At 62.8% G+C, this 12,902-nt stretch carries 13 protein-coding genes; 3 read left to right on the plus strand and 10 right to left on the minus strand.

What is annotated here, in order from left to right:
- Window positions 1-45 precede the first annotated feature (45 nt).
- The 5 genes from ABK249_RS01180 to ABK249_RS01200 all read right to left on the minus strand — a co-directional run bounded on the left by ABK249_RS01180 (window position 46) and on the right by ABK249_RS01200 (window position 4,749).
- The gene (locus ABK249_RS01180) at window positions 46-777 is read right to left on the minus strand and encodes an HAD family hydrolase (protein ID WP_348861973.1); all 732 of its coding nucleotides are present in this window, start codon (window positions 775-777) and stop codon (window positions 46-48) included.
- Entirely contained in the window at window positions 774-2,108 is a 1,335-nt protein-coding gene (gene waaA / locus ABK249_RS01185) for a lipid IV(A) 3-deoxy-D-manno-octulosonic acid transferase (RefSeq protein WP_037158361.1), read from the minus strand. The genes ABK249_RS01180 and waaA overlap by 4 nt, the downstream gene beginning before the upstream one ends.
- A gap of 185 nt (window positions 2,109-2,293) precedes the next feature.
- Window positions 2,294-2,536: a DUF4170 domain-containing protein gene (locus ABK249_RS01190; RefSeq protein WP_348861974.1), complete on the minus strand. Its 243-nt coding sequence runs from the start codon at window positions 2,534-2,536 to the stop codon at window positions 2,294-2,296.
- Between the two features lie 61 nt (window positions 2,537-2,597).
- A complete protein-coding gene (locus tag ABK249_RS01195) occupies window positions 2,598-3,398 on the minus strand; it encodes a 3'(2'),5'-bisphosphate nucleotidase CysQ (protein ID WP_348861975.1) in 801 nt (266 codons plus the stop codon).
- A gap of 4 nt (window positions 3,399-3,402) precedes the next feature.
- Window positions 3,403-4,749 (minus strand): TldD/PmbA family protein, encoded by a 1,347-nt coding sequence (locus ABK249_RS01200; protein ID WP_348861976.1) that lies wholly within the window; start codon window positions 4,747-4,749, stop codon window positions 3,403-3,405.
- 112 nt (window positions 4,750-4,861) lie between these two features.
- Between ABK249_RS01200 and ABK249_RS01205 the strand changes: the two genes are divergently transcribed.
- Window positions 4,862-6,670, plus strand: a complete 1,809-nt coding sequence (locus ABK249_RS01205) for a monovalent cation:proton antiporter-2 (CPA2) family protein (RefSeq protein ID WP_037158369.1) — start codon at window positions 4,862-4,864, stop codon at window positions 6,668-6,670.
- Window positions 6,671-6,710: 40 nt separating this feature from the next.
- Here ABK249_RS01205 and ABK249_RS01210 read toward each other — a convergent pair whose 3' ends face one another.
- The gene (locus ABK249_RS01210) at window positions 6,711-7,310 is read right to left on the minus strand and encodes a TetR/AcrR family transcriptional regulator (RefSeq protein ID WP_348861977.1); all 600 of its coding nucleotides are present in this window, start codon (window positions 7,308-7,310) and stop codon (window positions 6,711-6,713) included.
- 86 nt (window positions 7,311-7,396) lie between these two features.
- Here ABK249_RS01210 and ABK249_RS01215 point away from each other — a divergent pair, with 86 nt between their 5' ends.
- A complete protein-coding gene (locus ABK249_RS01215) occupies window positions 7,397-7,999 on the plus strand; it encodes an NAD(P)H-dependent oxidoreductase (protein ID WP_348861978.1) in 603 nt (200 codons plus the stop codon).
- A 5-nt stretch (window positions 8,000-8,004) separates the two neighbouring features.
- On the opposite strand, the gene ABK249_RS01220 is transcribed toward ABK249_RS01215, so the two are convergent.
- The 3 genes from ABK249_RS01220 to ABK249_RS01230 are packed head-to-tail and all read right to left on the minus strand — an operon-like array spanning window position 8,005 to window position 11,523.
- Entirely contained in the window at window positions 8,005-8,883 is an 879-nt protein-coding gene (locus ABK249_RS01220; RefSeq protein WP_348861979.1) for a patatin-like phospholipase family protein, read from the minus strand.
- A 24-nt stretch (window positions 8,884-8,907) separates the two neighbouring features.
- A complete protein-coding gene (gene rsmD, locus ABK249_RS01225) occupies window positions 8,908-9,468 on the minus strand; it encodes a 16S rRNA (guanine(966)-N(2))-methyltransferase RsmD (RefSeq protein ID WP_348861980.1) in 561 nt (186 codons plus the stop codon).
- A gap of 6 nt (window positions 9,469-9,474) precedes the next feature.
- Complete coding sequence (locus ABK249_RS01230; RefSeq protein ID WP_348861981.1) at window positions 9,475-11,523, minus strand: pseudouridine synthase; 2,049 nt, start codon at window positions 11,521-11,523, stop codon at window positions 9,475-9,477.
- Between the two features lie 151 nt (window positions 11,524-11,674).
- Between ABK249_RS01230 and ABK249_RS01235 the strand changes: the two genes are divergently transcribed.
- The gene (locus ABK249_RS01235) at window positions 11,675-12,130 is read left to right on the plus strand and encodes a nucleoside deaminase (protein ID WP_348861982.1); all 456 of its coding nucleotides are present in this window, start codon (window positions 11,675-11,677) and stop codon (window positions 12,128-12,130) included.
- 15 nt (window positions 12,131-12,145) lie between these two features.
- Here the strand turns inward: ABK249_RS01235 and ABK249_RS01240 are convergent, their stop codons facing one another.
- Window positions 12,146-12,775: a hypothetical protein gene (locus ABK249_RS01240; protein ID WP_415926411.1), complete on the minus strand. Its 630-nt coding sequence runs from the start codon at window positions 12,773-12,775 to the stop codon at window positions 12,146-12,148.
- Between the last annotated feature and the right edge of the window lie 127 nt (window positions 12,776-12,902).

The raw sequence follows: 12,902 nt of genomic DNA on the forward strand, positions 1-12,902 counted from the left end.
CGAAGAAGATGGGAATTTTCCAGAAAAGGCAAGCCCTGGCGGAGGTTAGAGCGCTCCGGCCTTGTCGGGCAGAAGTGCCTCCAGTGCAGTGATGTCGTCGAGGCAGATGTCGGCGGTCGCCGACAGCGTCTCCCGGGAACCGGTGCCCGTCATGACCGCAACGTTGAGGCCGACGCCGGCCTGCTTGCCCATGTGCATGTCGTGATTGTTGTCGCCGACCATGGCGACGCGGGCGGGATCGAGGCCGACCGAATGGCAGAAGCCAAGCAGCATGCCGGGCTCCGGCTTCACGCCATGGCCGCTATCGTAACCGGCAATGAAATCCAGATGCTCGATAAAGCCGAAACGGATGGCGGTCTGGTGGATCGCCTTCTCGTTGTCGCTCGAGGCGACCCCCAGCTTGTAACCCCGCGCTTTCAACCGGGAGAAGAGACCGGCAAGATCGGTGACCGGCACCGAAAATTCGGCCGAACGGATAAACAAATCATCGAGTAACCGGGTCAGTTCCGCAACATCGAAGGGCGAACCGGCAGAGACGAAACCTGCGGCGATCTCGGCCGCATTGCCGGCGGCAAGCAGGCTGTCCGGCCGCGTATGGCCGGAGACGGGATCCATGCCGCCGGAGAACAGAAGCTGCGGTTCGAGTTCGGCATTGCCGGCGGATGCGATGCGGGCAGCCTCACGGTTTACCGGCCCCCAGCTTTCATCGTAACGCAACAGCGTCCCGTCCTTGTCGAACAGGATGCCGGCGATCCCTGTGAACTTTCCAGTGTTCATCGGACGGCGGCGGCAGCCGTTGCTGCTTTCGGCTGTAGCCGGGCACTCACTGTCAGCGGATTGATGTAGGGTTCCAATGCCTTGACCGTCTTCGAAAGGGCGCCGCGCATCTCTTCCATTGCATCATAGCCCGAATCGACCATCTTGCGGCGGGCGAGATCGTTGATCATCAGATAGTGAACGGCCTTGGCCAGCATTTCGACATCCCGGACGATACGGGCTCCGCCCTTGCGCACGAGGTGCTGGTAGGCGTCGCGGAAATTCTGGATATGCGGACCGGAAAGCACTGCGCAGCCCAGCATGGCCGGCTCCAGCGGATTCTGGCCGCCCTCAGCCGCGGCAAGCGACTTGCCGACGAAGGCGATTTCGGTGAGCCGCAGGTAAAGCCCCATCTCGCCGATAGAATCGCCGAGGAAAATATCGGTCTCCGGCGTCAGCGGATCGTTGCGCGAACGACGCGCGACAGTCAGCCCCGCCTCTTTCAGCATGGTTTCGATCGCATCGGCGCGATCGGGATGGCGCGGCACGAGAATGGTCAACTGGCCATTCTTCGGCTTCAGCGCACGATGGACGGTCGCAACCGCCTGCTCCTCGCCATCGAAGGTGGAGATCGCCGCCCAGGTCTGGCGGTCACCGATCTCCTTGCGATAACGGGCCAGCAGGGTCTCGTCGCAAGGGGGCGGATCAGTATCGCTCTTCAGGTTGCCGGAAACGATGACCGGCCAGGCACCGAGGTCGCGGAATCGTTCCGCATCGAGGTCAGACTGAGCCACGACCAGAGCCATCTTTTCGAACAGCGCCTCGGCAATCGAGCCATAGTTGCGCCAGCGGTCGAAGGAACGGTCGGAGATGCGGGCGTTGACGCGGATCTGGGGGATATAGCGGCGGGCGAGTTCAGAGACCGTCGTCGGCCAGATTTCGGATTCCGCCGTGATGCAGGCATCCGGCTTCCAGTAGGCGACGAAGCGCTTGATCGGAAATTTCACGTCGAGCGGCACGTATTGATGGATGACCTCGTCGGCAAGGCGCGACTGGACGAGGTTGGCGGAAGTCACGGTGCCGGTGGTGAGCAGGATATGGATTTCGCGGCGCCGCAGCTCGCGGATCAGCGGCATGATGGCGATCGTCTCTCCCACACTTGCGGCGTGCATCCAGACGAGCGGCCCCCGCGGACGGGGAAGGCTCGCATAACCCAGCCGCTCCAGCCGGCGGCTGCGGTCTTCCTTGCCCTTGATGGCGCGGTAGCTGAGATAGGGGCCGACCAGCGGATAGAGCACGATACCAGCCAGCCGATAGCTGAAAAGAGCCGTGCGCGCCAAGCCGCTGCTCATAGTACCTGCACCCGATCGATCGTGACCGCCGTCAATATGACAACCCCTCTTATTTCGTAATCCGTAGCCCAATTTCTTGTGTTTTACAAATGCGTCAAAATAGGGTCCTCGCAGGGGCGTCGTCAGGCGGAGGACTTGTATTCGGAAGCGGCCCGGAGCCAGATCCTCAGAGAGTGCGGCTTACCTCAGACAGTCTTGACGCCGGGGTCCAGCAACCGGTGCATATGAACGATGAAATAGCGCATTTCGGCATTATCGACCGTCTGCTGCGCCTTCGCCCGCCATGCGGTAAGCGCGCTTGCATAATCAGGGTAGATGCCAACGATATCGAGCTTCGAAAGATCCTTGAATTCCACGCCTTCAAGGTTCTTGAGCTCGCCGCCGAAGACCAGATGCAGAAGTTGTTTGTTTTCGCCCGTTTCCGTCATTGTCGATATCCGTTCATTCCAGCCTCCCCGGCCCCTCCTCTGCGGCATTCTCGAAGAAACGTCAACCCGCTCCGCCGGCAACCTTCGGCAGCAGATCACGAACCGCCCCTTCGGCACCGGCAACCAGCATTTCGTGGCGGACATCGGTCCGGTTGTAAACAAGCCGTCTGCCGTCAAGATCGACAAGACGCCCGCCGGCACGTTCGACGATCAGATCGGCTGCGGCGAGGTCCCAATCGTGGGAATTGCGCTTGACGATCGTGCCGTCGATCCGGCCATCCGCCACCATGGCCAGCCGATAGGCCAGCGACGGGATGTGCCCCACGCGATGCACCATCTCGCGGAAGGCCGGATCGAATTTCTTGACGAGGCCCTCGTCCGCCGCGATCACCAGCTTGTTATCGGCGTGCCCGACGCTGACGGTGATCGGATCATCGTTCTTGAGCGCCGGGCCGTCCTTGACCGCGGAGAATTCCTCGTTCAGCGCCGGCGCGACCAATACGCCCGCGACCGGCTGGCCGCGATGGACGACGGCAACCGAGACGCACCAGGTCTTCTCACCATTGATGAAGGCGCGCGTGCCGTCGATCGGATCGACAACGAAGAGCGTCTCGCAGGACAGACGGGCGACGTCGTCATCCGTCTCCTCGGACAGCCATCCGTAATCCGGCCGTGCTTCCCGAAGCAGGCTTTCGAGACGGTCATTGGCGGCGAAATCCGCGGCACTGACCGGAGACCTGCCCTCGTTCTTCCACCAGACCTCAGGCGCCTGGCCGAAAAAGCCATGGGCGACCTCGCCGGCCTGCCGCGCCGCATGGAGGATGAGGTCGAGGTCTTCCTGCCAATGCTCAGCAGCGCTCATCGGATCACCGCCCCGCCAGCGTCATGCCCTCGATGGCGAGCGTCGGGGAAGCCACGCCGAACTTGCGGTCGATCTCGTATGCCGGCGTGATCCGCATGAACATGTCCTTGAGATTGGAGGCGATCGTCACTTCCGAAACGGCATAGGAGAGCTCACCGTTCTCGATCCAGAAGCCGGTCGCGCCGCGGCTGTATTCGCCGGTGATCATGTTGACGCCTTGGCCGATCAGTTCCGTCACGTAAAAACCGGTGCCGACCGACCTGATCAGGTCCTCGGGAGAAATGTCGCCGGGTTCCAGCGCAAGGTTGGTCGAGGCGGGCGTCACCGCCGTGCCGCCCCGCACACCACGGCCGTTGGTCGTAAGTCCGAGCTCGCGGGCCGTCGAGGTCGACAGGAACCAATGTTTGAGCACGCCGTCCTCGATCATCACCATGCGCTCGCCCATCACGCCCTCCCCGTCGAAAGGACGCGAGGAGGCGCCCCGGACGACGAGCGGATCATCGGTGATGTTCAGTCCAGCCTTCAGCACCTGCTGGCCCATCCTGTCGCGCAGGAAACTCGTCTTGCGCGCCACGGACGCGCCGTTGATGGCGCCTGCGATATGGCCGACGAAACCACGGGCGATACGCGGATCGAAGACAACGGTAATATTGCTGCCGGTTTCCACCTGGCGGGGATTGACGCGCTTGACCACCCGCTCGCCGGCGCGGCGACCGATCAGCTTCGGATGATCGAGATCGGCGGCATAGAGGCGGGCGTCGAAATCGTAGTCGCGCTCCATCTTCGTGCCCTCGCCGGCGATCACGCTGACGGATCGACCGAAGCGGCTCGCCATGTAGCTGCCGGAAAAGCCGTGCGAGGTGACAAGCACGAGACCGCCCATGCCTGCGGAGGCTCCAGCACCGGAGGAATTGGTGACGCCCGGAACGTCGAGCGCCGCCTGCTCCATTTCGAGCGCCGCCTCCCGCAATGCCTCGGTCGGAACATCCGTGCTGTCGAAAAGATCGAGATCGGGGTAGGATTTCGCAAGGTCCTTCTCGTCCGCCAGGCAGGCGAAGGGGTCTTCGGGCGACACCTTCGCCATCGCGACGGCGCGCTCGGCGAGCGTCTTCATGTCGAAGCCGGGATTGGCCGAAACACTGGCAACCCTTTTGCCAATGAAGACGCGAAGCGAAAAATCATCGCTTTCAGAGGCTTCCGTTCCCTCCACCTTGCCCAGCCGGGCACTGACAGAGCGGGAGCGGGAGCGCACGACCACCGCATCCGCCTGATCCGCCCCCGCGGCCCTGGCTAGATCGATGAGTTCGCTGGCGCGGGAAAGCAGAGCGGCGGAATCGATTTGGGAGGTCATGATTGCAAGCCTTTCATTCTCGTCCCATTTATTGTGCACTGTCAGAAGCATCAAGGGCGACTCGCCGATTCTTGAGAGGACCAATGCCTGCCGAACTCCGAAAGTGTCCCGCATGACCGCACCCGGCTCCCTGCTTTCCCAAATTCTTCTGCTTCTGGCTGGAGCGGTCCTCGCTGCACCGCTGTTCAAAAAGCTCGGACTGGGTACGGTACTCGGTTATCTCGCTGCGGGCGTGGTCATCGGACCGGTACTGCAGCAGATTATCGATGCTGAAGAAGTGTTGCACTTCTCCGAGTTCGGTGTCGTCTTCCTGCTGTTCATCATCGGGCTGGAACTGAAGCCCTCGCGGCTCTGGCAAATGCGCGGCGACGTTTTCGGACTCGGTCCGGCGCAGGTGGTGCTGACCGGCCTCGTGCTGATGATGCTTGCCTATTTCACCAACATGGCAGACTGGCGCGGCAGCCTCATCATCGGTTTCGGCCTGGCGCTCTCCTCGACCGCCTTCGCATTGCAGATCCTGAACGACGAGGGCGACATGAACAGCCGCTACGGCCAGCGGTCGTTCTCCGTGCTGCTTTTCCAGGATCTCGCCATCGTACCGCTTCTGGCGCTGATCACGATTCTGGCCCCTGGGACCACGGAAGCGGAAGCAACGCCACTCGTCGATTTCGCCGTGGCCGTTGCCGCCGTCGGCGCGATGGTGCTTGCCGGCCGCTATCTGCTCACTCCAATGTTCCAGGTGATCGCCCGCACGGGGGCGAGGGAGGTGATGATCGCCGCCGCACTCCTCGTCGTGCTCGGATCAGCCACGGCCATGCAGGCTGCCGGCCTTTCCATGGCGATGGGAGCCTTCCTCTCCGGCGTGATGCTTGCCGAATCCTCCTACAGACATGAGCTGGAAGCGGATATCGAACCATTCCGCGGCCTGCTGCTGGCGCTCTTCTTCATGGCGGTCGGCCTGTCGCTCGAAGTCCACGTCATCCTGGACAACATCCTCTTCATCCTGCCGGCGGTGCCGATCTTCATGGCCGTCAAGTCGCTGATCGTCTACGGGCTGTGCCGCCTCTGGGGATCGTCGCACAACGATGCCGTCAGGATCGCCTTCCTGCTGCCGCAGGGTGGTGAATTCGGTTTCGTGCTTTTCACGACAGCGACCGCCGCGGGCCTCCTCTCCTCCGCGACCGCCTCGCTGCTCATTGCCATTGTAACCCTCTCCATGGCGCTCACGCCGCTCGGCGCGGCACTTTCCAAGCGCTTCCTCAGCGGTGAAACGCGCGAGGAACTGGAGGAGGATTTCGACGGAGCAGGCGCCGACGTGCTGATGATCGGCTTCTCGCGTCTCGGCCAGATCGCCGCGCAGATCCTTCTTGCCGGCGGTCGCGAGGTGACGGTCATCGATGATTCCGCCGACCGCATACGTCAGGCGGCATCGTTCGGCTTCCGGATCTATTTCGGCGACGGCACGCGCCGCGACGTGCTGATCGCCTCGGGCATAGAGCGGGCAAAAGTCGTCGCGGTCACCACCCAGAAGCGCGAGACGACCGACCGGATCGTCGACCTGATCCGCTCGGAATTCCCTGACGTGCGCCTCTTCGTGCGCTCTTACGACCGTATTCACTCCTTGTCGCTTCGGGCCCGGAATATCGAATACGAACTGCGCGAGACGCTGGAATCCGGTCTTCTCTTCGGCCGCCGGACGCTGGAGGCGCTCGGCATGTCTGAAAACGAGGCAGAGGAGATCGGCGACGATATCCGCCGGCGCGATGAAGAACGGCTGCAGATCCAGGCAGTCCAGGGGCTCGGTGCCGGCCGCGAGATGCTCTTCAACAGTCCGGTTCGGCCGGAGCCGCTGATCAAGCCGAAGCGGGCGCCCGTCATGGACGAGATGGGTTCGGAGCCGGCGGTGGCGGAGACCAGCTAGGGCAGGTCGACCGCCTCTGTTCTTCCCAGGCAAGCCGGCGCTACTTATTGCGCTCGGCCATCGAGACGATCGTTGCAAGGAGTTCCTCTTTGGCCTGCGAGGGCGTGATCTCACCGGTCGCAGCAGCGTGGGAAAGAGCCTCTGCCGCGCCAAGCATGCTCCATAAACCAGCCGACCTGATAGTGCCCGCCTTTGCAAAGGGGGCAAGAACAGCCCGGCACTTCTCCATGAAGACAGCCTGGTAATCGCGCTTGATCTTTTCAAGCTCCGGGGAACCGGCAAGGGCGGCGATGACGCCCGGTATTTCACGCCCCTGCTGCAGGACGCAATCCACATAGGAGGAGGCGATCACCCGGGCACGGTCGCTCAAGTCGGCTTCGCCCTTCTCCAATGCAGCGTCCATAACGGCTGTCTGGCGCGCATCGAACTCCTGGTAGAGAGCTATCAGCAAATCCGGACGTGTGGCGAAATGATCGTATACAACGGGCTTGGCGACCCCCGCGCCCTCGGCCAGACGACCGAGGGTCAAGGCATCGGTCCCCTCGTCTCGGGCAATTTTCCATGCCACATCGAGAAGCTGACGATGCCGGGCCTCGCGCGTGAGGCGCTGGCGTGGACGGCGGGTGGTTTGCTCTTCCATGCTTGACTTCGCTATATACCAAAAGTAACTTACCAAAAGTATATAACCTCCAGGCCTCCACAGCAAGCTCATCAGGAGTATCCGACATGCATGCCCTTATCGTCGTTGCGCATCCCGAGCCGGGTTCCCTTACCCATAATGTCGCTGCCCATATCGGACACGGTATCACCTGCGATCCGGCCGATTCTTTCGAGATCGCCGACCTCGCCGCCGAAGGCTTCGATCCCCGGTTTACGGCGGTCGATCTGGCGGTCCATCGTCGCGAGATGGCCGCTTCCGCGGACGTCATCGCCGAACAGGCGAGAATAGATCGCGCCGATGCGCTTGTACTGGTCTATCCCGTCTATTGGTGGTCAATGCCGGGACTGCTGAAGGGGTGGATCGACCGCGTCTTCAGCAATGGCTGGGCCTATGACGAAGGCGCCGATCTGAAACTCGTCAAAAAACTTCAGCGGCTCCCTGTCCATCTGGTGGCCATCGGCGGCGCCGACATGCGCACCTATGCGAGGCATGGTTATTTCGGTGCCATGAAAACGCAAATCGACCATGGGATTTTCGACTATTGCGGCGCCCGGGTGGTGACTTCGGAGCTTTTGCTGGAGCATAGGGAAGGAGAAGATCAGCGATTACAGACCGCGCGCACCATTGGCTGCAATCTCTTCAGAAAGAAGATGTCCCAGGCCGCTTAGCGATCTCAGGCTTCAATCGCTGCGTGAAGCGCGTCGATGGCGCGCTTCAAGTCGTCCTTCACGCCTTCGGATTCCTCCAGGATTTCACGGGCCCTCAGGAAATCCAGCACCCGGAACCGGTTGACCGAGGGTCGCAGGAAAATATGCGGCGGGTTGAGCTTCAGCTTGAGCGCGATACTCGCCTGCATGGTGAGCTGGCTCGCGCCGAACAGGCTGTCGATACGGCTCGGAACATGGGTGCCGTCCCCTTCCGGTGCGCCGACCACATCGACGCCGATCACCACGTCGGCAAGCTCCATCAGATGTTCGTAGGGAACCGGATTGAAGACGCCGCCGTCGACCATGATCCGTCCATTGACGCGCACCGGCATGAAAAGGCCGGGAATGGCCGCGGAGGCTGCGATCGCCGTGCGCAGTTCACCCTCCTCCAGCACCACCTCCGCCTGGCCGTAATAATCCGTGGCAGAAATCTTCATCGGGATGTGGAGATCGGCGAAATCCTCCGGCACATCGGGCGGCAGGAAGACATCCAGAATGAGTTCGAGATTGAAGTGGCCGAAACGGAATCCGCCGAGCTTGTCGCGCATGGTGGCCGGGCCGAGACTCCAGAGCTTGTTGAGCAGCACTCCGCGATTGCCGATCGTTTCCAGCGTAAAATTGCGTATCTCGCGGCCCTTCATACCCGACGCCATGCCGGCCCCCATGATCGCGCCGATCGAGGAGCCGGAGATCGCTACCGGCCGGATGCCAAGCTCGTCGAGCGCCTCGATGATCTGGATATGCGAAATGCCGCGTGCCCCGCCGCCGCCGAGGGCGATTGCAAAGGTCAGCCCGCTTTTCCGTTCCGCGGACTCGACATCGGGAAGCGCAAGCTTGACGTTCATTCCTTTCCTCTCACGCCTTTCTTTTCACATCGGCTGGTAGCGGAAGAAATCCATGCGAGTGTCGCCGAAGAGACGGCTTTCGAGCAGTTTGAAGGCCGGATCCACCGCAGATTTCACGTCGGCACGTTCCTCCAGGATCGCGAGGGCGCCCGGAACCAGCCAGCCGCCCGTGTGGGCCGCGAGCAGGGCCGCATCGCCCAGACCCTGACCATAGGGCGGATCGGCGAAAAGGAAATGGAAAGGCTCCATCGTGCCGATCGCGCCAAGCTTCGTTGCATCGCGGCGCAGGATACGAGAGCGGCCATGCAAACCGAGATTGTCGATGTTTTCCCAGAGCAGGCCCCGCTCCTCGACGCCGTTCTCGACAAACAGGGCATGGCGACAGCCTCGCGAGACCGCTTCGAGACCGACCGCACCGGTGCCGGCAAAGAGATCGATCACCCGCGTGCCGTCCAGCGCTTCCGGATAGACGTGGCTGATGATGTTGAACAGGCTTTCGCGTGTCCGGTCGATGGTCGGCCGGATGGCATCGGTTTTCGGTGTGGCCAAGGACCGGCCGCGAAACTCACCACCTACGATCCGCACTGTCCATCACCCCTTTGGCCCACGCGGCTTGCTGCCGGACCTTGCCCCGCCCGGACGCGAACCGCCCGGACGACCGCCAGGTTTGCCCGCGCCGCCCGGCTTTCCGCGACCGCCAGCACCTTTCCCGGCAAAACCACCGGCGCCGGCCGGCTTGCCACCGAAGGACTTGCCGCCGGAGGATTTGCCAGCCGGTTTTCCGCCGCGCGGCTTATCGCCGAAGGGCCGGTCGCCGGCAGGACGCTCGCTGCGCGGACGTTCTGAGCGGGTGCGTTCGGCACGCCCCTCGCCCGGGGAGAAGGACCGTGCGGGACGGTCACCATCCTCGCGAGGCCGGCGTTCGCCTCTCGGCTTATCGAAGGACCGTTCGCCACGCGCCGGACGGTCTCCAAAGGGACGGTCACCACGCGGATGCTCGGAGCGCTTCTCGCCGGAGAAAGAACGGGCCGGGCGATCACCATCCTCGCGTGGCTTGCGATCACCACGAGGCCTATCGCCAAACGGGCGTTCGCCGCGTGGGCGATCACCCTCTTCGCGCGGCCTGCGGTCGCCTCTCGGACGGTCACCAAAGGAACGCTCTCCCCGTTCGGCCCGATCGCCAAACGAACGCTTGCGGCCGAAATCGCCGCCCTCTTCGTCGCGCGGACGGCGGGCCGGCTCCTCGGCGCGGATCCAGTCGCTGTCGTCGTCGGCGCGGTTCACCACGACGCGGCGATCATTTTCGGGCGCAGGCTTCTTGAACAGCCGTTCGGCGTCAGCACGCGCAGAGGTTTTTTGGGCCTTGCCGTCCGTGGTCGGGCGGGCGCCCGGCGCCATCCAGACATTGGCGGTGCGGCTGGTGCCCAGCGGAGGACGCTTCTTCGGACGCTCCTCTTCATCCCGATCCCGGTTGCCGAACGATTTGCCGCCGCGGGGCTTGTCCGCGAATTTGCGGTCATCGCGCCTGGTATCGAGCCGGCCGAGCGCCTTCTCGCGCCTGTCTTCCGGCTTGCCGGCGCGCGGACGTTCCATCTTTTCCGGCTTGGCGGCCCAATCGGACTGTTCGGAGGCGGACCGTTCGGCGCGCGCCGGCTTGTCGTCTTCCGAGTCCTTGTCGTTGTAGAGCGGCGCGTCGAAATTCGCCTTCGCTTCCTCGATCAGGCGCGGCCCGAGTTGGTCGCGCAGCATGCGGCCACGCACTTCGATCACCTGGCCCTCGGGCAGATCACCGAGCTGGAACGGCCCATAGGAGATACGGATCAGGCGGTTGACCTCGAGCCCAAGCGCGCCGAGAACGTTCTTGATCTCGCGGTTCTTGCCTTCGCGAAGACCCATGGTGATCCAGACATTGCGACCCTGGCTACGGTCCAGCGTCGCGTCGATCGAACCGTAGAGCACGCCGTCGACGGCGATCCCCTCTTTGAGCTTGTCGAGCGCTTCCTGATCGACCTCGCCATGGGCGCGGACGCGGTAGCGGCGAAGCCAGCCCGTTGTCGGCAATTCCAGGACGCGCGACAGGCCGCCGTCATTGGTGAGCAGCAGCAGGCCTTCCGTGTTGATGTCGAGTCGACCGATCGAAAGCACCCGCGGCAGACCTTCCGGCAGGTTGTCGAAAACGGTCGGACGGCCTTCCGGATCAGAATTGGTGGTCACGAGGCCGGCCGGCTTGTGATAGAGCCAGAGGCGGGTGCGCTCGATCCCGCGGATCGGCACGCCATCCACCTCGATCTTGTCGTTAAGCGTCGCATTGACGACGGGCGTGTCGAGAAGCTCACCGTTCAGCTTCACCCGGCCTTCCATGATCATCCGCTCTATATCGCGGCGGGAGGCAACACCGGCGCGCGCCAGGAGCTTGGAGATGCGCTCAGGCTTGCCCTCGGCCTCAGCGGATATCGTTGCGGCCGGCGCGGGCTTGCGCGCTGCCTTTACCGGTTTTTCGGAAAAGGCTTTCGGCGCGGTGTTTTTCCTTGCGCCCTTGGCGGCCTTGCTGCCGGCAGCCGCCTTCGGGGCCGATCTGGGTTTGGTTTCGCGAACGAAAGTTCTGCCTTCGCCGCGCTTCGGCTTGTCTTTGGAATTCATTTGTTGTTTGCCTGAAGCGTGATGTCTGACGGAGATGATCCGGACATTCTTGTTCGTGTTGACTTAAGTGGTGTTAGGCCCGCAAATCGGGCTTCCGGTTGGATGCTTCCTACCAGTTCGCGCGATCCGGGTTAAGAGGAAATCGCCTGAAATGGCCAATACCGATGGTTTCATGGACGCAGCGCTCGCCGAAGCCCGGGATGCCGCTGCCCGCGGCGAGGTTCCGGTCGGCGCCGTGCTGGTGCTCGACGGCGTCATCATCGCCCGGTCGGGAAACCGCACCCGCGCCGACAACGACGTGACGGCCCATGCAGAGATCGCCGTGATCCGCGATGCATCCGCAGCACTCGGGCAGGAGCGGCTTGCCGGTGCCGATCTCTACGTGACGCTCGAACCCTGCACCATGTGCGCGGCGGCAATCTCGTTTGCCCGCATACGCCGTCTCTACTACGGCGCGGAAGACCCGAAAGGCGGCGCGGTCGACAACGGCATCCGGTTTTTCAGCCAACCGACCTGCCACCATGCGCCGGAGGTCTATTCCGGACTTGGCGAAACCGAGGCGGCAAGCCTGCTCACCGGTTTCTTCCGCGCGAAAAGAGAGGACTGACCGGCATGCCGGCAATCAGAAGAGCTTCCACCATTCGCGGGAGTTCTTCGCTTCCGTGGCTTCCTTCTTGCGGCGCTTTTCCTTCTGCATCTCGGGCTCGCCAAGATCGCTCAGACTGGCCGTATCCGCCGAACGGAACTCCGCCGGCGGTTCGGTAAGCGAACGGCGGCGGGCAGAGACGTCAACGGTCTCGGCGTCCTGCTTGGCCTTGCGGAAAGCTTCCCACTTTTCGGATTCGGTCAACTGACCGCCCTGGCCCTTGCCGGTGATGAGGGGAGATTGATATCTCGGATTGTTCGCGTTTGCATCCGCCTCTTCGCGGAGTCGCTTACGCGTTTCTTCCGGAGATTCGACCCAGTTCGGATTGTTCTCGCGGTTGGCAAGCGATTGCTGCGGCGGCGGCAGGTTAGCCGCATCCCCCTTGGCGACGACAAGCGAAGGACGCGGATTGTATTTCAGATTGCGCTTGGCTTCGTCTTCCTTGCCACCGATCGAAACGGCCGAACCAAGGTCGTCCGTGAGCTGCTCGAGGGCAGTCTTGTCGGTGCCGTAAGTGGGGCTGCCAAGGCAGCCCGAAAGGGTCAAGGTCGAGGCGAGGATGCCGGCCACACCCATGCCGACACGAAACGCAGATGTCGTTGTCATCAAAACCCTTCCAGCGGCGCCCGTCCTCGACGCCTGAGACTACTTGCACCCCAGATGGCGGGAAAATCCGGCCAATTTCGGGCAGAAATACCGGATGACGCGCCAAAGCGCAATCATCCGGCGGCTT

The organism is Neorhizobium phenanthreniclasticum, assembly GCF_040066075.1.
Lineage (GTDB): Bacteria > Pseudomonadota > Alphaproteobacteria > Rhizobiales > Rhizobiaceae > Neorhizobium > Neorhizobium petrolearium.